This window comes from Micromonospora sp. CA-248212, assembly GCF_050948405.1.
Classification (GTDB): domain Bacteria; phylum Actinomycetota; class Actinomycetes; order Mycobacteriales; family Micromonosporaceae; genus Micromonospora.
In genome coordinates, this window is record NZ_CP192023.1 from 1,616,719 (window position 1) to 1,643,438 (window position 26,720).

Genomic DNA, 26,720 nt, shown 5'->3' on the forward strand with positions numbered 1-26,720 from the left:
CGCCGCCCTGCCGTCCGTTTTCGCGGACGGCGGGCGGCGACGGTACGACGGGCACGTTCGGCCCGATTCCGGGTAACCGGCACCTCTGACCATCCACACGCCGACTCAACACCGAAGAGAGAGCCATGTCCCAAATCACCGCCGCGGACGTCAAGAAGCTCCGCGACCTCACCGGCGCCGGCATGATGGACAGCAAGAAGGCGCTGACCGAGGCCGAGGGCGACTTCGACAAGGCCGTCGAGATCCTGCGCGTCAAGGGCGCGAAGGACGTCGGCAAGCGGGCTGGCCGTACGGCCGCCAACGGTCTGGTCGCCCACTCCGGCAAGGCCCTGCTCGAGCTCAACTGCGAGACCGACTTCGTCGCCAAGACCGAGTCGTTCATCGCGCTGGCCCAGCAGCTGGTCGAGCACGGCGAGCGTTCCGGCGTGACCAACGCCGAGGAGCTGCTCGCCTCCGAGCTGGACGGCAAGGTCGTCGCGGACCTGATCCAGGAGCAGTCCGCCAAGATCGGCGAGAAGCTGGTGCTCAACCGGTTCGCCACGGTCGAGGGCACCACCGCGGTCTACCTGCACCGCAAGGCGCAGGACCTGCCGCCGGCCGTCGGCGTGCTGGTGTCGTACACCGGCAAGAGCGACGAGGCGGGCGACGCTGACGCCCGCGGCGTCGCGATGCAGATCGCGGCCATGCGGCCGAAGTACCTCAGCCGTGACGAGGTTCCGGCCGACGTCGTCGAGTCCGAGCGGCGCATCGCCGAGCAGACCGCCCGCGAGGAGAACAAGCCCGAGGCGGCCCTGCCGAAGATCGTCGAGGGCCGGGTGAACGCCTTCTTCAAGGACTACGTCCTCGTCGAGCAGGCGTCGGTGGCCGACAACAAGAAGTCGGTGAAGCAGGTGCTGGCCGAGGCCGGCATCGAGGTGACCCGCTTCGTGCGGTTCGAGGTCGGCCAGGCCTGAGCCGCCACCGGGCGCCACGCGCGCCCGTGGGCAGGAGACGTCGAACGAGGAGGCCGCCGGTGTACGTGACAGGCACCGCGGCCTCCTCGTCACATAGGGTCGGCAGCGGCAGGTTCGCGGTAACGCGTCGCCCGGGGCGTGCGCGTGGGGAAGGCGGGGCGGATGACGCAGGTTGTGAGTGACCGGACGCTGGCGATGGACGATCCGACGGCACCGCCGCCCGGACGGGCCCGCCGGGTGGTGCTGAAGCTCTCCGGTGAGGTGTTCGGCGGGGGCGCGATCGGCGTCGACCCGGACGTCGTGCAGGCCATCGCCCGCCAGATCGCCACCGTGGTCCGCCGCGGCGTGCAGGTATCGGTGGTGGTCGGAGGGGGCAACTTCTTCCGCGGCGCGGAGCTGCAGAAGCGCGGGATGGACCGCGCTCGCGCCGACTACATGGGCATGCTCGGCACCGTAATGAACTGCCTCGCGTTGCAGGACTTCCTGGAGAAGGAGGGCATCGAGACGCGGGTGCAGAGCGCCATCACGATGGCCCAGGTCGCCGAGCCGTACATCCCGTTGCGGGCGATCCGGCACCTGGAGAAGGGCCGCGTGGTCATCTTCGGCGCGGGCGCCGGCATGCCGTACTTCTCGACCGACACCGTGGCCGCCCAGCGGGCGCTGGAGATCCGCGCCGACGTGGTGCTCATGAGCAAGAACGGCGTGGACGGCGTCTACACGGCCGACCCGCGGATCGACCCGACCGCCAGCAAGCTCGATTCGATCACCTTCTCCGAGGTGCTGCGCCGCAACCTGCGGGTGGCCGACGCGGCCGCGTTCAGCCTCTGCATGGAGAACGGCCTGCCGATGCTGGTCTTCGGCGCGCAGGGTGACGACACCATCATCCGCGCGGTGGGTGGCGACAAGATCGGCACCCTGATCACCGCTTGAGCCTGACGACTTTCAGCAGAGCCCACGACGAGCACAGAAGGAGGCGAGGAGACCGGTGATCGACGACACCCTCCTCGAGGCCGAGGAAAAGATGGAGCGTGCTGTCGAGCACGCCAAGGAGGAGTTCGGCGCCATCCGCACCGGTCGCGCCAACGCCGCCATGTTCTCCAAGGTCATCATCGACTACTACGGCACGCCCACGCCGCTGACCCAGATGGCGTCCATCGCGGTTCCCGAGCCGCGGATGGCCATCATCAAGCCGTACGACAACTCGCAGATCAACGCGATGGAGAAGGCGATCCGCGACTCGGACCTCGGGGTGAACCCGAACAACGAGGGCAACCAGCTGCGCATCCTGCTCCCGCAGATGACCGAGGAGCGCCGCCGCGACATGATCAAGGTGGCCCGGCACAAGGGCGAGGAGGCCAAGGTGGCGATCCGCAACGTTCGCCGCCGTGGCAAGGAGGAGCTGGACCGGATCGTCAAGGACGGCGAGGCCGGCGAGGACGACGGTCGCCGCGCCGAGAAGGAACTGGACGACCTGACGCAGCGCTACGTCGCCAACATCGACGACCTGGTCAAGCACAAGGAGACCGAGCTGCTGGAGGTCTGAGGCCCGACCCGGCGTCCGCCGGATGAGCAGCCGATGCGAGGCCCGCCCCCGATCCGGGGACGGGCCTCGCGCCGTCCGAGCGTCAGCGGGGGATCCGGACGGTCCGGGTCGTCTCGGTCAGGGTCGTTCCGACGTACGCGTCGTGCAGTTCGAAGCGCACGGTGGCCCGACCCGGATGCAGTACCGGGTCGGCCCGGTAGAAGCCCATCGAGATGCTGGCGGTGCCGCCGTCGCAGACGATCTCGCCGGCGCCGAGGCCGCCGGTGGCCCAGAAGGTCGGCAGGCCGTCCTGGGTCAGCGACGCCGACAGGAAGTACACGCCGGTCGGGCAGTTGCGCACCTCTCCCCGGGCGGTGGCGGCCGGGAACGCCGGCCCGGTGCCGTCGGGACTTCCGTCGTACAGGTAAATCTCGCTGGTGCGGTGGTCGATCCTGATGCTGGCGTTCGGTGTCGCCGCGGTGGCCGGTGAGGCCGCCGTCAGGACGAGGGCGGCCATCGTCAGCACCGCCAGGCTGATTCTGCGCACGAACGTTCCTTCCCCGCTGCTGTGGTAGAGACCGCCGGCGGACGCCGGCACCCCGACAGCCGACCACCGACGGGTGTTGCGGGTCATCCCCTGTTCGCCCGGATGCTCGGTCGGATAGGCGTCGATGCGTCTGCGGCGGGCGGGGTTGCTCAGGCCGCCGTGCGTCCGCCGCCGTCGTGGCAGCACGGCGACGCGACTCGCGGGCCCTTGCGCACCGTGACCCGGAGGGGCCCGGCGGTCACGGGTGCCATCGTCCGCCTCGCCCCGGCGGCGGGTGCAGTAGGCTCGTCAGGATTCCCGGCCACCAGCCGGTGCGCACCGGGAATCGACCGACCATCGGGGCGGTCGAGCCAGCGGAACACAGTCGCGCGTGTAGGGGATGCTTGTGGCCTTGCGTCATGTGGTGGTACTCGTGCCGCGTCGCGGTGCGTGATGTCCCACCCCGACCCCTACACCAACGAGCCGCGCGGCTGGGACCGGCCCGAGCGCCCGGCTGCCCTGCCCTGGCCCGAGCAGGAGCTTGAGGCGGGCCAGTGGAGCCGCCGGCCGGCCGCCGGGCCCGAGTTGTACGCCGAGCCCCGCACCCGGCCGTACGCCGATCCGCACCCGGCGGACCCGTACGACGAGCGCGGCCGGCCGGTCCTCCCGGACGACCGCGACCGCTTCGACGACCGGGATCGGCGCGACCGCTTCGACGACCGGGATCGGCGCGACCGCTTCGACGACCGGGACCGGCGCGACCGCTTCGACGACCGGGATCGCTACGACGACGATCGGAACCAGCCCGACCCGTACGACGACCGGGGTCACCCCGGCCGCTACGGCGACGGCCCGCCAACGGGTGACGCGGTGCCACGTTATGCCGACCCCGGCGCCGGTCAGCGTTACGACGACGGTGACGTGCCACCGCGTTTCGACGACCGTGAGGTTCCGCCCCGCTTCGACGACGCTGCCGGTTTCCCGACGGCGCAGCTCGCGCCCATCGGCGCCGAGATCCTGCCGGACGACGACCCGATCACCGACCCGGAGCCGCCGGTGGGGCGGCGACCGAAGGGACGCCGACGGGCCAGCGTCGACCGACCGGCGACGCAGCAGGTGGGTACCGGACGAGCCGGCCGCAACCTGCCGGCGGCGATCGGTGTCGGCCTCGCCCTGGGCGCGCTGATCGTGGTGCCGTTGGCCGTCTATCCGCCGGCGTTCCTGCCGGTGATCGCCGCCGCCGTCGCCATCGGTATCTGGGAGATGGCTCGGGCGGTTCGGCGCAGCGGCGCTCACCCGCCGCTGGTGCCGCTGCTCGCCGGTGGTGTCCTGACGGTGGGTCTGGCCTGGTTCGCCGGCCCGGACGCGCTCAGCCTCGGGCTGTTGGTGACGGTGCTCGGCACGATGATCTGGCGGTTGGGTGACGGCCCGGCCGGCTTCCAGCGGGATCTGACCGCCGCCACCCTGATCGCCGTCTACGTGCCGTTCCTCGCCGGTTTCGCGGCGTTGCTGGCGGCGGCCCCCGACGACGGTCGGCTGCGCATCCTGGCCACGCTGATCGCGGTGGTCCTCTCCGACACCGGTGGGTACGCGGCCGGCGTCTCGTTCGGCCGGCATCCGATGGCCCCGTCCATCAGCCCGAAGAAGTCCTGGGAGGGGTTCGCCGGCTCGGTCACCGCGGCGGCGCTGGGCAGCGCCCTGCTGCTGTGGCTGATGTTCGACCTGGCCCCGTGGTGGGGCGCGGTGTTCGGGGTGGCCGTCTCCTGCGCGGCGGTCCTCGGCGACCTCGCCGAGTCGATGATCAAGCGGGATCTCGGTATCAAGGACATGAGCAACCTGCTGCCGGGGCATGGTGGCCTGATGGACCGGCTGGACTCGATCCTGTTCGCGGTGCCGACCGCCTACCTGTTGCTGGTGATCTTCGTGCCGGTGGCGGGGTGAGGCATGCGTCACCATGGCCGGAGCGCTGCCGACCGACGCTGGGGGCCGGTTCGACGCCTCCGGACGGGTGCCGAACGCTGCAGGCGTGACACACTGGACCGGCCATGACGAGTCTGCCGCTGATCCCCGCCATCTCGGACGCCCCCACCGCACGCCGGGCCTCCATGCCACCGCAGCACCTTGCTGACCTGGACCTGGCCGGCCGCCAGTCGCTGGTCGCCGGGCTGGGCGAGCCCGCGTTCCGTGCCAAGCAGATCTCCAACCACTACTTCGGGCGGCTGGTACGCGACCCGCAGGCGATGACCGATCTGCCGGCCGCGACCCGTGCGCGCCTGGCCGACGAGTTGCTGCCCACGCTGCTCACGCCGGTGCGTGAGTTGGCCTGCGACGACGGCGCGACCCGCAAGGCGCTCTGGAAGCTGCACGACGGCGCGTTGGTGGAGAGCGTGCTGATGGGCTACCCGGACCGGGTCACGGTCTGCATCTCCAGCCAGGCGGGCTGCGGCATGGCCTGTCCGTTCTGCGCCACCGGCCAGGCCGGGCTGACCCGCAACCTGTCCACCGCCGAGATCGTCGACCAGGCGGTCTACCTGGCCGGGGTGGCGGCCTCCGGCGCGGTCGCCGGCTCACCGCCGCGGCTGTCGCACGTCGTGTTCATGGGTATGGGCGAACCGCTGGCCAACTACAACCGGGTCATCGCGGCGATCCGTCGGCTGGTCAGCCCCGCGCCCGAGGGGCTCGGCCTGTCCCAGCGGCACATCACCGTTTCCACGGTCGGCCTGGTTCCGGCCATCCGCCGACTGGCCAGCGAAGACCTCTCTGTGACCCTTGCGCTGTCGTTGCACGCGCCCGATGATGATCTGCGCGACGAACTCGTGCCGGTAAACCAGCGCTGGAAGGTAGCCGAGGTGCTGGACGCAGCGTGGGACTATGCCGCCCGGACGGGCCGTCGCGTGTCCATCGAGTACGCAATGATCAAGGACGTGAACGACCAGCCGTGGCGAGCTGACCTGCTCGGGCGGCTGTTGGCCAGCAAGTTGACGCATGTGAACCTCATCCCGCTCAATCCGACCCCGGGCAGCCGCTGGGACGCGAGCCCGAAGCCGGTCGAGCGGGAGTTCGTCCGGCGCTTGCGCGACGCGGGAGTCTCCACCACCGTACGGGACACCCGGGGTCGCGAGATCGACGGCGCGTGTGGCCAGCTCGCCGCCGCCGAGGACACCGACACCTTCACCGACCGCGCCGACGAGGCACCGGCGTGACCGGGCGTGGCGAACGACACCAGGAGACATAGTGGCGAGTCAGGGTCAGCGTTTCCGGCGCAAGGCGGTTCGCCGGGGATACAAGGTCGACGAGGTGGACGCCTTCCTCGACCGGGTCGAGGCGACGCTCGACGGCCGACAGGTCGGTGCGCCCGTCGCCTCGCAGGAGGTCCACGACGTCGTCTTCCGGGTCCGCTTCAACGGCTATGACGAGTGGCAGGTTGACCTGCACCTGGACCGCGTCGAGCGACAGCTGGCCGAGTTGGAGGAGCGCAACAGCGCCGGACGCGGCGGCGATCCTCGGATGGGTGACCGGATGGGTCCCCCGGACCGGATGGGTCCGCCGATGCGCGACGACCGTGGCGGCATGGTCCCGCAGCCGATGCCTCCCCGCCCGATGCCCGCCCAGGCCGGTCCGCCGGCCGACCGCTACGGCCGGTACGACGAGCCCACCGGCGCCTTCGCCGGCGGGTACGACGCCCCCCGGGGTGGCTACGACGCGCAGCGCGGCCCTGGCCCTGGTGGCCCCGGTCCCGGCCCGGGGGTCCCGGCCAGATGGGGCCCGGCGGCCCGATGGGTGGGCACGGCCTGCCGCCGCGTGGCCTGCCGGCCGGTCCGGGTGGGTACGGCCCGCCGGACGACCAGCGGATGCCGGGTGGGTACGGTCCGCCGGACGATCAGCGGATGCCCGGTGGGTACGGTCCGCCGGACGATCAGCGGATGCCGGGTGGGTACGGTCCGCCGGACGATCAGCGGATGCCCGGTGGGTACGGTCCGCCGGACGATCAGCGGATGCCCGGTGGGTACGGCCCGCCCGACGGTCCGCGAGCGCCCGGTGGCTACCCGCAGCCGGACGAGCCGCGCTTCGACGGCTTCGAGGCCGGCCGGCGGGCCCGCGCCGACATGACGGCCGAGATCCGGATGCCCGAGCGTGACCTGCGTGACCTGCGGCGCGGCCCGGGCGGTCCGCCCCCGATGCCACAGCAGGGCATCGGCGGTCCGCCGATGGCCGGCCCGCCCGCCGTCGCCGGTCCGCCGATGGGTGGTCCGCCGATGGCCGGCCCGCCCGGTAGCGACCTGTACCGGGTCGACCAGATCCGCCGCCGGTTCCAGGTCCGTCGATTCGGCAGCGGGTACGACCCGGACCAGGTGGACCAGTTCTTCGATTCCCTGCTCGGCGGCATGCAGCGTCGCAACCCGATGCCGGTCGACCCGAAGGACCTGGACACGCTCCGGTTCGGTCTGGTGCCCGGCGGCTACTTCGAGGCCGAGGTCGATGCGGCGCTCAAGGACGTGCAGGACATCCTGTTCGGGCGCTGAGCCGGAGGCGTACACGAACGAGGGCCCGTCCCCAGGTGGGGGCGGGCCCTCGACGTTTTTCGGCCGGTCGACCGGCGGACGGCTGGGTCAGGAGCGCAGACCGTTGCGGCGCAGCACGGCATCGCCGATCACGATGACCAGCAGCAGCGCGGCGAGGCCGACCAGCCAGATGTCCTCGACCCTGCCTTCGTGGTTGCCGCAGAACGCCATGACGACCAGCGCCAGCGCGGACAGCACGGCGCCGATGCGCCCCGACTTGCGGTGCCCGGGCTTGTGCTGGTCCGGCGACGTTACCGGCTCGCTTCCTGCCACTGTCGGTCCTTCCCTCGCGATCGGATCTTTGGTTAGTCTGGCACGCCTCCCGCCCGGGGCGGTGCGGTGGGGGTTTCCCGGCCGTACAGCCCTGCCCGCCCAGGCCGGACGGCTCTACGGGCGTCGAGGGGTGGCGGTCAGACTCACTCCGGTAGCGTTTGGCGTACACCTGATTGTCTGTTTGAGGGGGACTGTGCGGTGCGAGTGACCGGAACCGGGCACGCCAGCATGCGGATCGACACGGCCGCGGGCAGCATCCTGTGCGACCCGTGGGTCAATCCGGCCTACTTCGCCTCGTGGTTCCCCTTCCCGGACAATTCGCTGCTCGACTGGGAGACGCTGGGCCAGGTCGACTACCTGTACGTCTCCCACCTGCACCGGGACCACTTCGACGCGAAGCACCTGCGGGACCACATCTCGAAGGACGCCACGGTTCTGCTTCCCGAGTTCCCCACCTCCGAGATGGAGGACGAGTTCCGGGCGTTGGGCTTCACCAAGTTTCTGAAGGCGCCGAACGAGCAGGTCGTGGAGCTGCCCGGCGGCCTGAAGATCATGATTCAGGCGTTGACCAGCCCCACCGACGGCCCGATCGGCGACTCGTCGCTCTGGGTTGAGCACGACGGGGTGCGGCTGCTGAACCAGAACGACGCCCGCCCCACCGACCTGAGCGTCTTCGCCGAGCTGGGGCACGTGCACGCGCACCTGCTGCAGTTCTCCGGGGCCATCTGGTACCCGATGGTCTACGAGCTGCCGCAGGCGGCGAAGACCGCGTTCGGCAAGCAGAAGCGCGACCGGCAGTTCGACCGGACCTGGCGCTACATCGACGACCTGAAGGCCGATCACGTCTTCCCGATCGCCGGCCCGCCGTGCTTCCTCGACGACGAGCTGTGGCAGTTCAACGACATCTTCGGCGACGAGGGCAACATCTTCCCCGACCAGTCGGTGTTCCTGTCGGAGTACGCCAAGGTCGGCGGCACCAACGGGATCGTGTTGCTGCCGGGCAGCGTCGCCGAGGTCACCACCGAGGGCGCCAGCACCACCCACCCGGTGCCGGTCGAGGAGTTCTTCGCCAACAAGGTCGCCCACCTGGAGGAGATGCGGGAGCGTAAGCGCCCGATCATCGAGGCGGAGAAGGCATCCTGGCGGCACCCCGAGGTGGACGTGCTCGGCGAGATGAAGCGCCGGATCGAGCCGCTGCTCGACGAGTCGATCTACCTGGCCAAGGGGGTCGGCGGTCCGGTCCGTTTCGACCTGGTGGGGTACGACGGCGAGAGCGTCGAGTCGATCGTGGTGGACTTCCCGGGCAAGGAGGTCCGGCCGTACGCGGACGAGAAGGTCCGGTACCGGTTCCGGACCGAGCGGTCGCTGATCGAGCACCTGCTCTTCATCGACGAGGTGGACTGGGTCAACTCGCTCTTCCTGTCCTGCCGGTTCTCGGCGGCGCGGATCGGCCAGTACAACGAGTTCGTCTACGCGTTCTTCAAGTGCCTCTCCGAGGAGCGTCTCCAGTACGCCGAGGGCTGGTACGACGAGCACGAGCGCAGCACCGACGCCGAGGACATCACGTTGGGCGACTGGGTGGTGCAGCGCCGCTGCCCGCACCTGAAGGCGGATCTGACCCGCTTCGGCATCGTCGATGGTGACCAGCTCACCTGCCAGCTGCACGGTTGGCGCTTCGACCTGCCCAGCGGCCGCTGCCTGACGAGCGTCGGCCACAAGGTGAGAGCCCACCGCGTGGACGCGGAAACCCCCGCCCCCGCCGGCGAAGCCCTGAGCTAACCCCGCCCCCGCCCCCGCCCCCGCCCCCCGCGTCGATCATGAACTTGTGGTGCCCGTTTCTCCCCATTAAGTCGTCTCTGTTCACCACCACAACTACATGATCGACGCGGCCGGCCGGCCGACGCGGCCGGCCGGCCGGGGGCGGGCGCGGGGGTGGGCGCGGGCGGCGGGGGTGGGCGGGTAGGGCTGGTTAGTGCCCCAGGTCTTTGAGGATCTTGCGGGCGGCGTTGTGGCCGGCGGCGCCGATCACGCTGCCGGCGGGGTGGCAGCCGGCGCTGCCCGCGTACACGCCGTCGATGCCGGTGGCGTAGGGCATCCGGTCGGTGAACGAGACGGTGTTGTCGACGTGGTGGATGTGCCCGCCGGTGATGCCGAAGTGCGCCTCGATGCCCGGCGGGGGCAGCGGCACCGCGTCGGCGATCAGGTCGGCGGTGCCGGGGGCGTACCGTTCGACGATCTCGACGAGTCGGTCGACGTAGCCGGGCAGTTCGGCGTCCCAGGTGGTGCCGGTCAGCGCGTAGGGCACCGACTGGACGAACAGCGCCGACGAGTGGTGCCCGGCGGCGTCGGAGAGCGACGGGTCGACGGTGGTGTGCAGGTACCACTCGATGGTCGGCTCGGCCGGCAGCCGCCCGGCCTGCACGTCCGTCCACATGTCGCGCAGCGCGGTCATCGGCGATGGGGCGTCGCCGCCGACCAGCGACGCGGAGCCGGGCAGCAGGTGGATGGTCGACCCGAACGGGCTCGGCGCGTCGGCCGGCAGGCAGGAGAAGCGCGGCAGGCCGCGCAGCGCCAGGTTGAGCTTGAGGGTGGTGCCGGGCCGGCGGACCGCCGCCATCCGTTCGCCGAGTCGCGCCGGGAGCGCGCCGTCGGGCAACAGCTCCATCAGCCGGTACGGATCACACGCGCCGAGCACCACGCGGGCGCTGACCTGCCGACCGTCGGCCAACACCACTCCGCTGGCCGCGCCGCCGTCCAGGGTCACCGCGCTCACCGGCGTACCGGTCAGGATCCTCGCCCCGGCGGCGCGGGCGGCGTCGGCGAACGTCCGCGAGACGGTGCCCATCCCGCCCTCGGCGATCATCCAGGTGCCACCCGAGCCGGGTAGCCGGCACATGTTGTGCACGAGGAAGTTGTGGCCCGTCCCGGGGTCGTCGGGGCCGGCGTTGAGGCCGGAGAGGCCGTCGGTGACGGCGTACATGCTGACCAGCAGTTCGGAGCGGAACTCGAAGCGGGCCAGGTAGTCGGCGACCGACCCGCGGACCAGGTCGACGAAGACCTGCCGCAGTGCCGGGCGGACGTGCCGCTCGGCGGTCTCCTCGACGCTCAGCGGCTCGGCCAGCCAGGCGGGGGCGAGGTCCTCGCGTAGCGCGGCCAGCTCGGCCTGCATGGCGTCGTCGGCGGCCACGTCGGCGGGGGAGAAGAACTCGGTGAGCTGCGCCCGGGTGGCGGCGGTGTCACTGCCGAAGAGCAGGTACGGCGAGCCGAGGCCACCCGGTGTGGGCAGGAAGTAGTGCGGGTCGCGGCGCAGCACCGGGATGCGTACGTCGAGGGTGGCGAGCAGTTCCGGCGGCATCAGCCCGAGCAGGTACGAGCCGGTGGAGTGGCGCAGCCCCGGCACCTTCGGGAACGGGTTCTCGGTGCGGGTCGCGCCGCCGATCACGTCGGCGGCCTCGACCACGAGGACGTCCAGACCCGCGCGCGCCAGCAGAACCGCAGAAACCAGACCGTTGTGCCCGCTCCCAACGACGACGACGTCCGCCCGAGCCGGAATCTCACCACTCATGCCGCCGCAGCCTAGTCCCACCACCCCACCACCGCCCACCACCGCCCGCCACCGCCCGCCGCAACCCGGTGATCAAGAGGTTCGCGTCAGGAAACGCCGTCCGGATGACGCGAACCTCTTGATCAACTGGGGTGGGTGGGGAGGTGGACCGTGAAGGTTGAGCCTTTTTCGGGGGTGCTTTGGGCTTGGACCGTGCCTTGGTGGGCTTCCACCAACTTGCGGACTATGGACAGGCCCAGGCCGCTGCCGCCGGTCTGCCGGCTGCGGGACTTCTCCGCCCGCCAGAAGCGGTCGAACACCCGGGGCAGATGCTCGGCGCTGATGCCGCTGCCCGTGTCGGCGACGGCGATGGTCACCTTTCCGCCGGCCGCCCCGGCGCTGATCGTGACGCGGCCGCCGGCCGGAGTGTGGCGTACCGCGTTGGCGACCAGGTTGCCGACGACCTGACGCAGTCGCACCGGGTCGGCGTACACCTGCGGGTCGGCGTCGAGGAGCACCGACAGTGTCACGCCGGCCAGGTCGGCCTGCACGCGGTACGCCTCGGCCACCTGGCCCAGCAGGTCGGCGAGGTAGACCGTCTCGGGGTGCAGCCGCAGCGCGCCCGCCTCCGCCTCGGCGAGATCCTGCAGGTCGGCGATCACGTGTTGCAGCAACGTCGCCTCCTCCAGCAGCGACGACACCAACCTCCGGTCCAGCGGCGCGATGCCGTCCTCGGCGGCCTCCAACCAGCCCCGGATCGTGGTGACCGGGGTGCGTAGCTCGTGGGCGATGTCGCTGACCATGGCGCGACGGAGCTGTTCGAGGCGTTCGCGCCGCTCGGACATGTCGTTGAACGCCTCGGCCAGCCGGGCGATCTCGTCCCGGCCGGTGACGCGGACCCGGGCCGCGCCGTCGCCGTCGCGCATCCGCTGGGCGGCGCCGGTCAGCGCGTGCAGCGGACGGGTCAGCCGGACACCGGCCAGCACCGTGACACCGACGGTCACCAGCAGCACGAGACCGGCGACCGCCACGATCCGGGCCTGGTTGACGCGGGACAGGTCGAAGGTCGTGGTGGGCCGACCACCCGGGTCGGAGACGAACAGGGTCGCCGCCGGGGCGACGTACGGGAGAAGCTGTTCCCTGCGGCTGGTGCCCAGACAGGCGTTGACCGCCTGGCTGTGGTCCTGGTCGGCCTCGGTGACGTCCGCGCGGCTGCTCCGCGTGGGGGCGGGCTGCGTCTTCCACGTCCAGTCCAGGTCGACGCTCACGGGCGCCAGTTTGCGACGGGCCAGGCAGGTGTTCACCAACGCGTTGAGCTGGGCCAGGCCCTTGCGTTCGGTGGCCGTCGGAGTCGCCAGGTCCGCCCGTGGCTCGGCGCAGACGGGGTTGTCGCTCAGGTCGGCGCCGGGGGTCTCGATCCGGGGGCGGCCGGTGGGCTCCTCCCGCACGACGGCCGCGATCCTGGGCCGTACCCGCAGGCACAGCACGGCCTGGTCGGCCCGGTCGAGCAGCGTGCGGCGCTCGTCGGGCGGGAGCAGGTACGGGCCGGCGGCGCGGGGGTCGATCCGCGCGGCGTCGACGACCCCGGGGGAGCCCAGGGTCAGCGTGGTGTCGACGGCGAGCGCGTCGATGGTCGCGGAGGGCTTGGTGGGCAGCGGACCGGCCTGCGGCGCCGAGTCGGCGAGCGGCGTACCCGACTCGGTGGTCAGGGTGATCCGCCGGCCCACCTGCTCGGCGAGCGGTCGCAGGGCGGTGTCGACACCGGCCCAGCTCGGGTGGGTCGCCGCGTAACCGATCAGGGTGTCGTAGATGCGGGCGTCGTCGGCGAGCGCCTGGCCCTGTTCCTGCCGGATCGCCCCGGTCGTGGTGCGGACGGCCAGCCAGGCCGTGGCGGCGATCGAGCCCACGGCGATGAGGACGGCCAGCGCGAGCAACCGGAGCAGCAGGCTGCGGTGCAGCGGCACCTCACGCCGCATGGTGGCTCGCCTCCGCCAGCTTGTAGCCGACGCCGTAGACGGTCAGCAGGCGGACCGGTCTGCGCGGGTTCGGCTCGATCTTCCGGCGCAGGTTCATGACGTGGACGTCGACGGTCCGGCCGGTGATGTATTTGTCGAAGCCGTGCAGGTGGCCGAGGAGCTGGTCCCGGGTAAAGGCCCGTCCCGGCTGGGCGGCCATCGCCTGGAGCAGGTGGAACTCGCCCGGCGTGCAGTCGACGCGTCGTCCGTCGACGCGTACCTCGTGGCGGATCGGGTCGACGTGCAGGTCGCCGACCCGCAGCACGGGGTCGGTCGGGTGCGTCGTCCGCTGGCCCCGGCGCAGCAACGTCCGTACCCGGGCCACCAGCTCGCGGGGGCTGTACGGCTTCGTCAGGTAGTCGTCGGCGCCCAGGTCGAGGCCGAGCAGCAGGTCGTCCTCGGTGGCGCGGGCGGTCAGCATGAGCACGGGCAGGTCGGATTCCCGGCGCAGGATGCGGCAGACGTCCAGCCCGTCGACCTTCGGCATCATCACGTCGAGGATCAGCAGGTCCGGCGGGCGTTGGCGCAGGTGCTCCAGGGCGGCCCGCCCGTCGCCGACGACGACGACCGTGTGCCCCTCCCGCTCCAGGTAGCGGCGGACCAACTCGGCCTGCTTCTCGTCGTCCTCGGCTATCAGCACCCGCGCGGTCACGGCAGCGACTGTACGTGTCGCGGGCCGTCCTGAACCGCCCTCGGCGACGCCCGTGAGCTGGGGCTACCGGATGAGGACCGCTTCCTGACAGGTCTCTGACAACTGTTCGTGAGGCTGCCGCCATGACGAACGCACCACGACGAGTCGGGCTCGCCGCGCTCACCCTGTTCGCCACGGTCCTCGCCGGCTGCGACGGTGCGAAGCCCGCAGCCGAGGGCGCCGCCGACGTCGCCTCCCTCGCCACGACGTCCGCCACGCCGAGCGCCGCCACGTCCGGCGCGGCCACGATCGGTCGGCCGCAGTTGCGGCTGGACACGACCGACGAGGAGGAGAACCGGCTCTGGTACGCGTACCACCTCTGCCTGCGGGACAACGGCGTGAAGGAGAACAAGGGCCGCTCGGCCGGTGCTACCGGAAGCGGACCGGGCATCTCCCTCGACCAGAGTGGCGAGCCGAAGGCGGCGTACGTGGCGTGCGCCAACAAGCTGCCGCTTCAGCCGCCGGAGCTGGACGAGAAGAGGAACCCGAACTACGAGAGCCAGTGGAACGACTACGTGCAGTGCCTACGTGGTCGCGGTATGAAGATCCACTCGCTGCCGGACGGCTCCGGCTGGACGTACGACGACGGGGTCGCCGACCCGTCGGGCGGCTTCGACGGTCCGGCGCTCTCGAAGGTGGAGCGCGAGTGCACGATGGAGGCCTTCGGTGGACGGTAGGCCGAAGCGGCGAACCGCGATCGTCGTGGCCCTGGTGACCGTGGTGGTCGCCGTCGGCGCGGGCGTCACGGCGCTGACCCTGCGACGGCACGACGACGGTACGGCGAGCGCCCCTCCGCCGGTGACGACGGCCACGGTGACCCGCACCGACCTGTCGGACAGCCGCTCTCTCGACGGAACGCTCGGCTTCGGCCCGGAGCGGGTGGTCAAGGGCACCGGCGAGGGCGTCGTCACCCGCCTGCCCAAGGTCGGTGACACGGTGGCCCGTGGCAAGCCCCTGTACTGGGTCGACGACCGGCCGGTGCCGGTGCTGTTCGGCGGCACCCCGCTCTTTCGTACCCTCGACAAACCCGGCCTGGTGGGCAGCGACGTGCTGATCGTGCGGGACAACCTGAAGGCCCTCGGGTACGCCGTCGGCACGCAGCCGACCCGCGCGAAGGACGGCACGAAGATCGGCTCGGGTCGGGCCCTGCTCACCGACACGCTGGTGGCCGCGATCAAGAAGTGGCAGCAGGCGCTCGACCTGGAGCCCACCGGCCGGATCGAGGTCGGGCAGGCGGTCGTACTGCCGGGGCCGGTCCGGGTGAGCGCGGTGAAGGCCCTGCCCGGTGACCCGGTCGGCGGTGAGTTGGTGGCCGTCACCGAGAAGGTCAAGCTGGTGACCGTCGCGGTCGAGGCGACCGAGGTCGGCAGCATCCGGGTGGGCGCCACTGTCGCGATCACCCTGCCCGACACGACCGAGGTCCCCGGTCGGGTCGCCTCGATCTCCCACACCGTGCAGGGCGCAGGCGCGGACGCGGGGACCGGTCAGGCCGGCCCGCCCAAGGTGGACGTCCTCGTCACGCCGGCCAAGGCGGCGGACGTGGGGAAGCTGGACGCGGCGTCGGTCCAGGTCACGTTCACCACGAGCGCCCGCCGGAACGTGCTGGCCGTACCGGTCGGCGCGCTGGTGGCGCTCCGCGAGGGCGGGCACGCCCTCCAACTGCCCGACGGCGGGCTGCTGGCCGTGCAGACCGGGATGTTCTCCCGGGGGCTCGTCGAGGTCAGCGGGGACGGTGTCACCGAGGGGCTCACGGTGGTGACCGCCGCGTGAGCACGGTCATCCCCTTCCCGTTCCGGGACGCGCCGACCGAGGTGATCCCGGCGTACACCGAACCGGTCCTGCAGCTCGACGGGGTGAGCCGGACGTACCCGGGCGACGTCACCGCCCTGGACGACGTCTCGCTGACCGTACGCGCGGGAGAACTCCTCGCCATCGTCGGACCGTCCGGGTCCGGCAAGTCGACCCTGCTGAACATCATGGGCACGCTCGACCTGCCCACCAGCGGCCGGGTACGCGTCGCCGGGCAGGAGGTGACGGACCTGTCCGACCGGCGGCTCTCCGCGCTGCGGGGCCGGTGGCTCGGCTTCGTGTTCCAGCAGTTCCACCTCGTCGGAGGGCTCGACGCCGCCGAGAACGTCGCCACCGGGCTGCTCTATGCCGGTGTACCCCGTCGTCGCCGTCGCCGCACGGCCATCGACGCGCTGGCCCGGGTCGGCCTGGCGCACCGGGTCGACCACCTGCCGCACCAGCTCTCCGGCGGGGAACGCCAGCGGGTCGCCATCGCGCGGGCGCTGGTCAACGACCCGGCGCTGGTCCTGGCCGACGAGCCGACCGGCGCCCTGGACACCGCCAACGGCGAGGCGGTCCTGGCGCTGCTGCTGAGCCTGCACGCCGAGGGCACCACCATCGCCATGATCACCCACGATCGGGACCTCGCCGCCCGTACCCCTCGGCAGGTGGACATCCGCGACGGGCGGATCGTCTCCGACACCCTCGACAGGACCCACCGATGAGCACACCGACAGCGGCACCCGGCGGCCGGCCGCCCCGGCTCGCCCCGAGCGACGTACTCCGGCTCGGCCTGCTCGGGCTGACCAGCCGGCGGATGCGGGCGGCGCTGTCCGCCCTGGGCATCTCCATCGGCATCGCCACGATGATCGTTGTGGTCGGCATCCCGGCGTCCAGCCAACGCGACCTGATGGACCAGCTCTCCGCTCTCGGCACCAACCTGCTGCGCGCCGAACCCGTGCCGGACCAGGACCCGCCCGTGCTGCTGCCGGCGGAGTCGGTGGCGATGGTGGACCGGATCGGACCCGTCGAGACGGTGAGCGCGGTCGCGAACACCCACGTCGCGGTCCGCCGCAACGACCTGGTGGACCGCTACGACACGTCGGGACTCACGACCCTCGCCGCGCGCCCGGATCTGCTGGACACCGTCAACGGACGGGTCCGCGTCGGCCGGTTCCTGGACGACGGCACGGCCCGGCTGCCGACCGCCGTCCTCGGCTACGTGGCCGCGAGCCGGCTCGGGTTCGCCACCGTCGACCCGGCCCGGCCGCCCCAGGTGCTCGTCGGTGAACGGTGGTTCACCGTGATCGGCGTACTCGATCCGCTGCCCATCGCCCCCGACCTGGACCGGTCGGTGCTGGTCGGCTGGGACGCGGCCCGAAACCTGCTCGGCTTCGACGGGCATCCCACGGTCGTGTACGTGCGGGCCCGCGAGGCCGCGCTGGAGGACGTGCGTGCCGTGCTGCCGGCCACCCTCGACCCGCAGTTGCCCGGGTTGATCCAGGTCAGCCGCCCCTCGGACGCGCTCGCCGCCAAGCGGGCCACCGAGAACACGTTCTCCGCGCTCTTCCTCGGGCTGGCCGCCGTGGCGCTGCTGGTCGGCGGGATCGGGGTCGCCAACACCATGGTCATCTCGGTGCTGGAGCGCCGCCGGGAGATCGGTCTACGCCGGGCGCTCGGCGCGAACCGGGGGCAGATCCGGGTGCAGTTCCTCACCGAGTCGGTGCTGCTGTCCGTGCTCGGCGGAGCCGCCGGAGCGGTGCTCGGCGTGCTCGCGACGGTCGGGTACGCCAGCTACCAGGGCTGGCCGCCGACGATCCCGGTGACCTCGGTGGCCGGTGGCATCGGCGGCGCGATGCTGGTCGGGATGGCGGCGGGCGTCTACCCGTCGATCCGCGCCGCCCGCCTCACCCCCACCGAAGCGCTCGCCAGCGCGTGATCAGCTCGGCCGCTGGGCACGCCACCGCGAGAGTGCCAGGGTCGCGGAGTAGCCGGCCAGGACGATCACGTGGAACACGTACAGCCACAGCAGCACGGCCACGCCCGCGCCGATCGGGTCGAACCCGCCGAACGGCACGCCGAGGTCCAGCGGCAGGGACGCGAACAGCACGAAGCCGTGCAGGAACCCGGAGAGGTTGGCCGCCGTGAACGAACCGATCGCCAGGGTGGAGAGCCAGTCCGGCGACGCCGGCCCGACCACCCGGAACACCCACACCAGCACCGGTGTGAGCACCAGCCAGACCGCCAGGAAGGACAGCACGATGCCCAGCGCGCCGACCCAGCCGCCCTGGCGGACCAGGCGGGTGGTGAGCGGTAACGCCAGCAGGATCGACAGCAGCAGCGCGGGCGCCGGCGCGAGCAGCGGCAGCAACAGCAGCCGACCCCGCCACCCCACCAGGTGCTCGTCGGTGCGTGGCGCCGCCACCGACACGAACGCCCGGCGCAGCCCTTCGCCGTACAGCGACGCGGGCAGCAGTGAGGCGAGGGCCAGCAGCGGGGTCAACTGCACCCCGGCGTCGACCAGCGCGGCCACCGCCCGGGGCGCGCCGATCGCTGTCGGCAGGGCCTCCACGGCGTACGACGTGAGCCGGCGTACCCGATCGGCGCCCGCGACCAGCGAGGTGAGCCAGAGGGCCAGCAGCGCCACCGGGACCACGGCGATCGCCCCGTAGAAGGTGATCGCCGCGGCGTGCAGCGACAGGTCGCGTCCGCGCACCGGACGGAACGCGGCACTGGTGATCCGTTTCGCGCGCTGCCAACCGCTGCCCATCGGCTTCTCCTTCCCTGTCGTCGGGACGGTCACTCCTTAAGATCGCCGGTCATGACTGTTATCACCACCGAACGCCTCATCCTGCGCGATTGGACCGACGAAGCGGCGGACCTGGCTCGGATCTACGACATCTACTCGCGGGCCGACGTCACCCGATGGTTGAACGTGGTCGGCCTGCCGATGAGCGACCCGTCGCAGGCAGCCGAGCGGCTGCGGTTCTGGCAGGAGCGGCACGCCGGCGACCAGGGACGGTACGGCACCTGGGCGATCGAGGTACGGGAGACCGGCGTCGTGGCGGGTACGGCGCTGCTCAAGCCGCTGCCGGGGCGCGACGAGAGTCAGCTCACCGACGACATCGAGGTGGGCTGGCACCTGCACCCCGACTCGTGGGGCCACGGCTACGCCACCGAGGCGGCGCGTGCGCTCATCGTCCGGGAGTTCGCAACCGGCACCTCCGAGATCTACGCGGTCGTGTCGCCGGGCAACGAGCCGTCGATGGCGGTCTGCCGGCGACTCGGCATGGAGCACGTGGGCCAACGCACCGACTGGTACGGCGGTGAGGTGCTGGAGACCTTCGTCCTGGCGGCCCCAGCGGCCTGATCGTTCCGGAATCACCTGACGCAAGATCCGTACAGCTTCGGGGAAGGTTTCGCCTCCATTCGTCGGGGGTGGCGCCTTCCCTGATTTGTGCGTGGATCGAGGTGCGCCAACAGTGGGCAACTCCGTCAATAGTCACGGTGGTCGAAGTATTGACGCTCTCGTAGCACGTCAGTAACCTTTGGTCAAAGTTACGCAAGAACTAGACAAACGCGTGCACGATTCTGTGCATGCTCGCGGAAGATTCAACGGGCCTCCTGGGGAGGCCCGTTGATGGTCGTACCCCTCGAACGCCGGCCCGCCTCACCGGTCGGCGACGCACCGCCACCCACCCCACCGTGGTCACCCCCGCCCGCGGCAACCGTCCCCCGACGACAGGACAGTCATGAGACGACGAGCGACACTGTTCAGGATGGTGGCGGCGACAGTCGCGACCACGCTGATCGCGACCGCCCTCGCGAACCCGGCCCTCGCCACTCCGGCCTCCGCCGCCCGCCCCGCCGACCAACCGGCCGCCGCCAGCAGCGCCGTCGCCGCGGCGGCCACCAACCTCGCCCAGGGTCGTCCCACCCAGGAGAGCGGGCACGCCGACGTCTACGACTCGTCGAAGGTCGTCGACGGCAACGCGGGCAGCTACTGGGAGAGCGTCAACAACGCGTTCCCCCAGTGGGTACAGGTCGATCTCGGCTCGTCACAGTCGGTCAACCAGGTCGTGCTGAAGCTGCCGACCTCGGGCTGGGGCACCCGCACCCAGACGTTGAGCGTGCGGGGCAGCGCCGACGGCTCGTCGTTCACCGACCTGGCCGGGTCGCAGACGTACACCTTCAACCCGGCGAGCGGCAGCACCGCCACGATCAACTTCAGCGCCACCGCCACCCGCTACGTCCGGATCACCATCACCGCCAACAGCGGCTGGCCGGCCGGGCAGCTCTCCGAGCTGGAGGTGTACGGCAGCGGCGGCACCACCCCCGACACCACCGCGCCGAGCGCGCCCGGCAACCTCTCGTACACCCAGTCGGGCACCACCATCAGCCTCGCCTGGGTCGCGTCCACCGACAACTCCGGCGGTAGCGGTGTCGCCGGCTACGACGTCTACCGCAACGGCGCGTTCCTCCAGTCCGTCGGGACCGTGACCACGTTCAACGACACCCAGCCCACCACGGCGACCGTGTCGTACTACGTCCGGGCGCGCGACGCCGCCGGCAACGTCTCCGGCACCAGCAACACGGTGACCCGCACCGGCAGCGGTGACACCACCGCGCCGAGCGTGCCGGGGACGCTGTCGCAGAGCACGTCGGGCAGCACGATCACGCTCACCTGGGGTGCCTCGACCGACTCCGGTGGCAGTGGCCTGGCCGGCTACAACGTCTACCGGGGCGGCAACCTGATCGCGACGCTGGGCGCGGTCCTCACCTACCAGGACACCCAGCCGGTGACCGCGACCGTCTCCTACTACGTCCGCGCCCGCGACGGCGCGGGCAACCTGTCCGGCAACAGCAACACCGTCACCCGGACCGGGAGCAACCCCCCGGCCTGCACGAACGTGGCGCAGGGCAAGAGCATGACGGCGAGCGGCTCCACCTTCACCTTCACCCCCGACAAGGCGAACGACGGGCAGCTCGGCACCTACTGGGAGGGTGCGGCCAGCTACCCGCAGAACCTCACCGTGGCGCTCGGCGCGAACCACTCGATCTCCGGCGTCACCGTCAAGCTCAACCCCGACTCGTCCTGGGGCACCCGTACCCAGACGATCCAGGTCCTCGGCCGCGACCAGGCGTCGTCGTCGTACACCAGCCTGGTGCCGGCGGCGGCCTACCAGTTCGTCCAGGGCGTCAACACGGTGACCATTCCGGTCAGCGCGACCACGGCGGACGTGCAGTTGCGGTTCACCGGCAACACCGGCGCTCCGTCCGGCCAGGTGGCCGAGCTGGAGGTCTGCGGCACCCCGGCCCCCAACCCGGACCTGGTCGTCAGCTCGCTGTCCTGGTCGCCCACGTCGCCCAGCGAGGTCTCCGCGATCACGCTCTCGGCCGTCGTGCAGAACATCGGCACCGCCGCCGCGGCGGCCACCACGGTGAACTTCAGCCTGGCTGGGACGCTCGTCGGCAGCGCCACGGTGGGCGCGCTCGCCGCCGGTGCCTCGACGACCGTGTCGTTCAACGCCGGTACGCGACCGATGGGCAGCTACGCCGTGTCGGCGGTGGTCGACCCGACCAACACGGTCGTCGAGCAGAACAACGGCAACAACAGCCTCACGGCGGCGTCGCCGCTGGTGGTGGCGCAGGCCCCGGGGCCGGACCTGCAGGTGCTGAGCATCGCCTCGAACCCGCCCAACCCGGCCGTCGGGGCGTCCGTCACCTTCACCGTGGCGGTCCGCAACCGGGGCACCACCGCGACCGGCGCGACCACCGTCACCCGACTTGTGGTGGGCGGCACCACGCTCAACACCAACACCGCCTCGATCGCCGCCGGCTCGACGACCACCGTAGCTGTCAGCGGTAGCTGGACCGCCACCAGCGGCGGCGCGACCATCACCGCCACCGCCGACGCCACAAACGTGGTCGCCGAGACCAACGAGAGCAACAACACCTTCAGCCAGTCCATCGTGGTCGGACGCGGCGCGGCGGTGCCGTACGTCTCGTACGAGGCGGAGTCCGGCCGTTACTCGGGCACGCTGCTGGAGGCCGACCCACTGCGCACGTTCGGGCACACCAACTTCGCCAGCGAGTCCTCGGGCCGCAAGTCGGTACGCCTCACCGGCACCGGCCAGTTCGTCGAGTTCACCTCGGCCAACCAGGCCAACGCCATCGTGGTGCGCAACTCCATCCCGGACGCGCCCGGTGGTGGCGGCATCGAGGCGACCATCAGCCTCTACGTCAACGACGTCTTCTCCCGCAAGCTGACCCTGTCGTCGAAGCACAGCTGGCTCTACGGCGACACCGACGGGCCGGAGGCGCTGACCAACACCCCGCAGGCCGACGCCCGACGGCTCTTCGACGAGTCGAACGCGCTGCTGTCGCAGTCGTACCCGGCGGGCACCCGGTTCAAGTTGCAGCGCGACTCGGGCGACACCGCCTCGTTCTACGTCATCGACATGATCGACCTGGAGCAGGTGGCCCCGCCGCTGAGCCAGCCGGCCGGCTGCACCTCGATCACCCAGTACGGCGCGGTCCCGAACGACGGGCTCGACGACACCGCCGCCATCCAGCGGGCGGTGACCGACGACCAGAACGGCGTCATCAGCTGCGTCTGGATCCCGGCCGGGCAGTGGCGGCAGGAGCAGAAGATCCTGACCGACGACCCGCTGAACCGGGGCATGTACAACCAGGTCGGCATCAGCAACGTCACCATCCGGGGCGCCGGCATGTGGCACTCGCAGCTCTACACGCTGACCGAGCCGCAGAACGTGGTGGGCGGCATCAACCACCCGCACGAGGGCAACTTCGGCTTCGACATCGACAAGAACACCCAGATCTCCGACATCGCCATCTTCGGCTCGGGCCGGATCCGCGGCGGTGACGGCAACGCCGAGGGCGGCGTGGGTCTGAACGGCCGGTTCGGCACCGGCACCAAGATCAGCAACGTCTGGATCGAGCACGCCAACGTGGGCGTCTGGGTGGGCCGCGACTACGACAACATCCCCGACCTGTGGGGGCCGGCCGACGGGCTGGAGTTCAGCGGCATGCGGATCCGCGACACGTACGCCGACGGCATCAACTTCAGCAACGGCACGCGCAACTCGCGGGTGTTCAACTCGTCCTTCCGGACCACCGGCGACGACGCGCTCGCCGTCTGGGCCAACCCGTACGTCAAGGACCGCAGCGTCGACATCGCCCACGACAACCACTTCGTCAACAACACCGTCCAGCTGCCCTGGCGGGCCAACGGCATCGCCATCTACGGCGGCTACGACAACTCGATCGAGAACAACCTGATCTACGACACCGCCAACTACCCGGGCATCATGCTGGCGACCGACCACGACCCGCTGCCGTTCTCCGGCACGACGCTGATCGCCAACAACGGGCTCTACCGCACCGGCGGCGCGTTCTGGAACGAGGACCAGGAGTTCGGCGCCATCACGCTCTTCCCCTCCACCCGGGACATCACCGGCGTCACCATCCGGGACACCGACATCGTCGACTCGACGTACGACGGGATCCAGTTCAAGAACGGTGGCGGCAACATGCCGAACGTCGCCATCACCAACGTACGGATCGACAAGTCGAACAACGGTGCCGGCATCCTTGCGATGAGCGGCGCGCGCGGTAACGCCAACCTGACGAACGTGACCATCACGAATTCGGCCGACGGTAACATCGTCATCCAGCCGGGCTCGCAGTTCGTCATCAACGGCGGCTGACCCGCCAGTTCCGCGCTTGATCAACACGTTTTCGCCGAAGTCGGGGTGTCCGCGGACTGCGGACACCCCGATTTCCACGAACCCGAGTCGACCGTCGCCGCGCAGGGTCCGCCGTGGGCATCGGGTCGCCGGCACCGGCCGGCCTCGCCCAGCCGGGCGTCACAGAACACTCGGGTACGCAGGAACTGCGCGTCCTCCTCGCTGAGCGTGGTCTCCCCGAAGTCGACGACGGCGAGGTGACCGAGCGAGTCGCGCAGTGCCACGGCCAGGGCGGTCACCTCGTCGAGGCTGGTCAGCGTGGTCGGCAGGTGGATGATCCAGCGGGGCTCGGTTGCGACGCTCATGGCAGGACCACCGTTCCGCCGTCCACCAGCGTCTGGATCTGGCCGTCGGTCAGCCCGCGCTGGTGCAGGACGCGACGGCCCCAGCGGTGCAGCCGACACGGGTGCCGGGCGTCGTCCCTGCGGCAGCGCTCGCCGTCCGGTCGCCGCACGGGGGCGTGCACGCTGACCGCCCGCAGCGCGAACACGACGTCCTCTTTGGTCACGTAGGGCGGCAATGGCAGGTCGTCGGTCGTTTCCATGGCCGTCCTCCGGTGGGATTTTCGCGGTCGCCGTCATCAATGAGGGTCATTCCACTGATGGTTCAACACAATGTTTCGGAGCAGAATCCGGACCGAGGGACGAGGCGGCTTACGCGACGACAGCCAGGGAGATGACGTGGACGACTCCGGCAGCACGGTTCCACGCAGGCAGCTCGGCAGATATCTGAGAGAGCTTCGCGAAAACGCGTACGTGACGGTTACCGCCGCGGCCAAGGAATTGGAATGGTCGGCACCCCGGATCTGGCGGTACGAGACCGGCCAGGTCTCTATGCACCCGAACGACGTGGCGGCCATGTGTCGCGTCTACGGCGCGTCCCCGGAGACGATCGAGACGATGCGGGCGCTTGCTCGGGAGACCAAGGCGCACGGTTGGTGGCACAGCTACGGCGAGGCGATCAAGGACTGGTTCAAGCTCTACGTCGGCCTGGAAGCCGCCGCCACCCGCATCCGCAAGTACGAGGCGGACCTCATCCCCGGGTTGTTGCAGACGGTCGAGTACATGACCGAGCTGATCGCCATCGACCAGCCGCAGTTGAGCGAGGTGGACCGCCAGGCGAAGGTGGACGTGCGGCTGCGCCGGCAACGGTTGCTGGCCCGTGCGATACCGCGCGCCCCGCGCCTCGACGTCATCCTGAGCGAGGCGGTGCTGCGCCGGCCGCTGCGGGATCGCGCGGCGATGGCCCGGCAACTGGATTCGCTGGTGGTGTCGTCACGGCAACACAACATCGCCGTCCGGGTGCTGCCGCTCGACGCCGGCCTGGTGCGCTGGGCGCAGGCCGGCACCTTCACCATGCTCGACTCCCCGTCCGACGTGCGCGAGCCGGAGCCGACCACGATCTACATGGACGGCCCGTGCGGCGCGGTCTACCTTGACAAGACCCACGAGATCGAGATTTATGAGGACGCCTGGCGCTCCCTCGGTGAGCGGGCGCTCAGCGCCGACGAGTCCCGCGAGCTGATCGCGGCCATAGCGAAGGAGATGACCGATGGAGCGTGACGGAGTCTGGCGCACGTCGACCCGATCCGGCAGCGAGGGCGACTGCGTCGAGGTGGCCGGCTTCGCTGAGTCGGTCGGCGTACGCGACAGCAAGGACCGGCAGGGACCGACGCTGACCTTCACACCCTCGGCTTGGGCCGCGTTCGTCCAGTTCACGGCGGTGCACCAGCCCGTGCAATGATCACGGCCGGCTCGCTCGCGGGAGGCTGAGAATCACGATGGGTGTCGTCGCGACCGGGCTCTGCCTCGCCGTCCCCGCTCTGTTCGTGCTCTGGCTGTGGGGCGGACCTCTGCTCACCGGCAGGTGGAAGACCCCGGGCTGGTTCGTCGCGACGGCCGGGCTTTCGATCGCTGCCGCCGTCGTCACCTGGTTCGTCGGGGCGTTCGCGGGTTCCTCCATGAGCTCGGAGGAGTCCTGCCGACAGGCCGGCGTCAGCTACGACAGCGCCTACCGCGCCGTGCACTGGCGTGAGTCGTCGCGATGGTTCCCCCTGCACGATCGATGCAATGCCACCTACGACCTGGTGCCCGTCTGGGTCAACCCGGCCCTGGTGCTGCTGTCCCTGCTGGCCGTCTCCTGCATCGGCGCAGCGTTCTGGCTGGCCGTCGTACGGCACCGGACCACGACGAGCCCGGGGTCGGCCCGCAGATCTTGGAAAGTTTCCGTTCGGCCATGACGGAAAGTGTCCAAGATCTGCACCGCCACGCGCGGAGGCTGCGGTGCGGTCATTTCGGATAGACGGACCATGTGTGCGGCGACGCACATCGTGGGCGGCGGTGGCTAGGCTGACCTGAGCAGGATGGTCCGCTGAGGGGGTGAGCCCGAATGGCCCAGGCAGCGTTCGCGCCGGAGCCGGCGCCGCAGCACACCGAGCCGTCGTTCGACGTGCTGCGGTGGCACGACGAGCCGTGGACCGCGCAGCTCGCCCTCGACCTGTTGCCGGAGACCAACGGCCCGAAGGTTGAGGTCCTGAGCGGAAGCGTGATCGTGACACCACATGCGGGGATCGACCATCAGTCGGTCGAGCGGGAACTGCCCTACGTGCTCCACCGTGCAGCGCGAAAGGCTGGCTTCTGGGTCTATCCGGAGATCAACGTCCTCTCCGGGGATGATCTCTTCATTCCAGACATCGTTGCGCTGCGCAGCTCCGGGGGTGGCCGCACGACGGTACCCATCGCCGAGGCGGTACTACTCGGGGAGATCGTTTCGCCGGGCAACCGACGCAAGGACGTGATCGACCGGCCCCGGGAGTACGCGGCTGCTGGAGTTCCGTTCTTTCTCCGAGTGGACCTGCGCAATCGGGTACCGACGCTGGCTCTGTTCGAGCTGGTCAACGGGGAGTACCGGCCGATGGCCGCCGCAGCAGCGGGCAGCACCTTCGCGATGCGCGAGCCCTTCGAGTTCTCCATCGATCCGGCCGAACTGCTGGACGAGGAATCGGTCCCAGACGAGTCCGGCACCGCTTGATCGACACGGGTTCGGTGACGTCGGGGTGTCCGGGAGCTGCGGATACC

Annotated in this window: 24 protein-coding genes and 1 pseudogene; 17 read left to right on the forward strand and 8 right to left on the reverse strand. The window is 70.8% G+C overall.

Annotated elements, in window-relative coordinates; translation table 11 throughout:
* Positions 1-125 precede the first annotated feature (125 nt).
* The 3 genes from tsf (at position 126) to frr (ending at position 2,496) form a co-directional block, all read left to right on the forward strand.
* Positions 126-953 carry a translation elongation factor Ts gene (gene tsf, locus ACQP03_RS08125; RefSeq protein ID WP_357122243.1) on the forward strand — a complete coding sequence of 276 codons (828 nt, stop codon included), beginning with the start codon at positions 126-128 and terminating at the stop codon, positions 951-953.
* Positions 954-1,115: 162 nt separating this feature from the next.
* Positions 1,116-1,883, forward strand: coding sequence for a UMP kinase (gene pyrH / locus ACQP03_RS08130; protein ID WP_110562390.1), 768 nt, complete (start codon positions 1,116-1,118; stop codon positions 1,881-1,883).
* A 55-nt stretch (positions 1,884-1,938) separates the two neighbouring features.
* A complete protein-coding gene (frr, locus tag ACQP03_RS08135) occupies positions 1,939-2,496 on the forward strand; it encodes a ribosome recycling factor (protein WP_204943784.1) in 558 nt (185 codons plus the stop codon).
* Positions 2,497-2,578: 82 nt separating this feature from the next.
* On the opposite strand, the gene ACQP03_RS08140 is transcribed toward frr, so the two are convergent.
* The gene (locus ACQP03_RS08140; RefSeq protein WP_357122247.1) at positions 2,579-3,022 is read right to left on the reverse strand and encodes a hypothetical protein; all 444 of its coding nucleotides are present in this window, start codon (positions 3,020-3,022) and stop codon (positions 2,579-2,581) included.
* 432 nt (positions 3,023-3,454) lie between these two features.
* Between ACQP03_RS08140 and ACQP03_RS08145 the strand changes: the two genes are divergently transcribed.
* The 3 genes and pseudogenes from ACQP03_RS08145 to ACQP03_RS08155 all read left to right on the forward strand — a co-directional run bounded on the left by ACQP03_RS08145 (position 3,455) and on the right by ACQP03_RS08155 (position 7,524).
* A complete protein-coding gene (locus ACQP03_RS08145; RefSeq protein WP_433460761.1) occupies positions 3,455-4,942 on the forward strand; it encodes a phosphatidate cytidylyltransferase in 1,488 nt (495 codons plus the stop codon).
* A 104-nt stretch (positions 4,943-5,046) separates the two neighbouring features.
* A complete protein-coding gene (rlmN, locus tag ACQP03_RS08150; RefSeq protein ID WP_433460762.1) occupies positions 5,047-6,204 on the forward strand; it encodes a 23S rRNA (adenine(2503)-C(2))-methyltransferase RlmN in 1,158 nt (385 codons plus the stop codon).
* A gap of 31 nt (positions 6,205-6,235) precedes the next feature.
* Positions 6,236-7,524 (forward strand): annotated as a pseudogene (locus ACQP03_RS08155) (DivIVA domain-containing protein).
* A gap of 87 nt (positions 7,525-7,611) precedes the next feature.
* On the opposite strand, the gene ACQP03_RS08160 reads toward ACQP03_RS08155, so the two are convergent.
* On the reverse strand, positions 7,612-7,836 hold the full coding sequence (locus tag ACQP03_RS08160; RefSeq protein ID WP_007456591.1) for a DUF2631 domain-containing protein: 225 nt from the start codon (positions 7,834-7,836) through the stop codon (positions 7,612-7,614).
* Between the two features lie 198 nt (positions 7,837-8,034).
* Between ACQP03_RS08160 and ACQP03_RS08165 the strand changes: the two genes are divergently transcribed.
* Positions 8,035-9,615 carry a Rieske 2Fe-2S domain-containing protein gene (locus ACQP03_RS08165; protein WP_357173316.1) on the forward strand — a complete coding sequence of 527 codons (1,581 nt, stop codon included), beginning with the start codon at positions 8,035-8,037 and terminating at the stop codon, positions 9,613-9,615.
* A gap of 190 nt (positions 9,616-9,805) precedes the next feature.
* Here ACQP03_RS08165 and ACQP03_RS08170 read toward each other — a convergent pair whose 3' ends face one another.
* The 3 genes from ACQP03_RS08170 to ACQP03_RS08180 all read right to left on the reverse strand — a co-directional run bounded on the left by ACQP03_RS08170 (position 9,806) and on the right by ACQP03_RS08180 (position 14,047).
* A complete protein-coding gene (locus ACQP03_RS08170) occupies positions 9,806-11,401 on the reverse strand; it encodes a phytoene desaturase family protein (protein WP_363660835.1) in 1,596 nt (531 codons plus the stop codon).
* 122 nt (positions 11,402-11,523) lie between these two features.
* The gene (locus ACQP03_RS08175; RefSeq protein ID WP_433460763.1) at positions 11,524-13,356 is read right to left on the reverse strand and encodes a HAMP domain-containing sensor histidine kinase; all 1,833 of its coding nucleotides are present in this window, start codon (positions 13,354-13,356) and stop codon (positions 11,524-11,526) included.
* The gene (locus tag ACQP03_RS08180) at positions 13,346-14,047 is read right to left on the reverse strand and encodes a response regulator transcription factor (protein ID WP_357122268.1); all 702 of its coding nucleotides are present in this window, start codon (positions 14,045-14,047) and stop codon (positions 13,346-13,348) included. Before ACQP03_RS08180 ends, ACQP03_RS08175 begins: the two co-directional genes overlap by 11 nt.
* 122 nt (positions 14,048-14,169) lie before the next feature.
* On the opposite strand from ACQP03_RS08180, the gene ACQP03_RS08185 reads away from it, so the two are divergent.
* The 4 genes from ACQP03_RS08185 to ACQP03_RS08200 are packed head-to-tail and all read left to right on the forward strand — an operon-like array spanning position 14,170 to position 17,813.
* Positions 14,170-14,763, forward strand: a complete 594-nt coding sequence (locus ACQP03_RS08185; RefSeq protein ID WP_433460764.1) for a hypothetical protein — start codon at positions 14,170-14,172, stop codon at positions 14,761-14,763.
* A complete protein-coding gene (locus ACQP03_RS08190; RefSeq protein WP_357398591.1) occupies positions 14,753-15,856 on the forward strand; it encodes an efflux RND transporter periplasmic adaptor subunit in 1,104 nt (367 codons plus the stop codon). Before ACQP03_RS08185 ends, ACQP03_RS08190 begins: the two co-directional genes overlap by 11 nt.
* On the forward strand, positions 15,853-16,599 hold the full coding sequence (locus ACQP03_RS08195; protein WP_433460765.1) for an ABC transporter ATP-binding protein: 747 nt from the start codon (positions 15,853-15,855) through the stop codon (positions 16,597-16,599). The genes ACQP03_RS08190 and ACQP03_RS08195 overlap by 4 nt, the downstream gene beginning before the upstream one ends.
* The gene (locus ACQP03_RS08200; RefSeq protein WP_357122277.1) at positions 16,596-17,813 is read left to right on the forward strand and encodes an ABC transporter permease; all 1,218 of its coding nucleotides are present in this window, start codon (positions 16,596-16,598) and stop codon (positions 17,811-17,813) included. The genes ACQP03_RS08195 and ACQP03_RS08200 overlap by 4 nt, the downstream gene beginning before the upstream one ends.
* Here ACQP03_RS08200 and ACQP03_RS08205 read toward each other — a convergent pair whose 3' ends face one another.
* Positions 17,814-18,644, reverse strand: a complete 831-nt coding sequence (locus tag ACQP03_RS08205) for a YhjD/YihY/BrkB family envelope integrity protein (RefSeq protein ID WP_357122281.1) — start codon at positions 18,642-18,644, stop codon at positions 17,814-17,816. It lies immediately after the preceding gene.
* 51 nt (positions 18,645-18,695) lie between these two features.
* On the opposite strand from ACQP03_RS08205, the gene ACQP03_RS08210 reads away from it, so the two are divergent.
* A complete protein-coding gene (locus tag ACQP03_RS08210) occupies positions 18,696-19,244 on the forward strand; it encodes a GNAT family N-acetyltransferase (protein WP_357398589.1) in 549 nt (182 codons plus the stop codon).
* Positions 19,245-19,653: 409 nt separating this feature from the next.
* Positions 19,654-23,604, forward strand: coding sequence for a CARDB domain-containing protein (locus ACQP03_RS08215; RefSeq protein ID WP_433460766.1), 3,951 nt, complete (start codon positions 19,654-19,656; stop codon positions 23,602-23,604).
* 20 nt (positions 23,605-23,624) lie between these two features.
* Here ACQP03_RS08215 and ACQP03_RS08220 read toward each other — a convergent pair whose 3' ends face one another.
* Both ACQP03_RS08220 and ACQP03_RS08225 read right to left on the reverse strand, forming a co-directional pair.
* Positions 23,625-23,948: a hypothetical protein gene (locus ACQP03_RS08220; protein WP_357398585.1), complete on the reverse strand. Its 324-nt coding sequence runs from the start codon at positions 23,946-23,948 to the stop codon at positions 23,625-23,627.
* Positions 23,945-24,187 carry a hypothetical protein gene (locus ACQP03_RS08225; RefSeq protein ID WP_357398583.1) on the reverse strand — a complete coding sequence of 81 codons (243 nt, stop codon included), beginning with the start codon at positions 24,185-24,187 and terminating at the stop codon, positions 23,945-23,947. Before ACQP03_RS08225 ends, ACQP03_RS08220 begins: the two co-directional genes overlap by 4 nt.
* 136 nt (positions 24,188-24,323) lie before the next feature.
* On the opposite strand from ACQP03_RS08225, the gene ACQP03_RS08230 reads away from it, so the two are divergent.
* The 4 genes from ACQP03_RS08230 to ACQP03_RS08245 all read left to right on the forward strand — a co-directional run bounded on the left by ACQP03_RS08230 (position 24,324) and on the right by ACQP03_RS08245 (position 26,673).
* Complete coding sequence (locus ACQP03_RS08230; RefSeq protein WP_433460767.1) at positions 24,324-25,205, forward strand: helix-turn-helix domain-containing protein; 882 nt, start codon at positions 24,324-24,326, stop codon at positions 25,203-25,205.
* Entirely contained in the window at positions 25,195-25,386 is a 192-nt protein-coding gene (locus tag ACQP03_RS08235; RefSeq protein WP_357398580.1) for a DUF397 domain-containing protein, read from the forward strand. The genes ACQP03_RS08230 and ACQP03_RS08235 overlap by 11 nt, the downstream gene beginning before the upstream one ends.
* A gap of 37 nt (positions 25,387-25,423) precedes the next feature.
* Positions 25,424-25,882 carry a hypothetical protein gene (locus ACQP03_RS08240; protein WP_357122305.1) on the forward strand — a complete coding sequence of 153 codons (459 nt, stop codon included), beginning with the start codon at positions 25,424-25,426 and terminating at the stop codon, positions 25,880-25,882.
* A 149-nt stretch (positions 25,883-26,031) separates the two neighbouring features.
* Positions 26,032-26,673: a Uma2 family endonuclease gene (locus ACQP03_RS08245; RefSeq protein WP_357122308.1), complete on the forward strand. Its 642-nt coding sequence runs from the start codon at positions 26,032-26,034 to the stop codon at positions 26,671-26,673.
* The last annotated feature ends 47 nt before the right edge of the window (positions 26,674-26,720 follow it).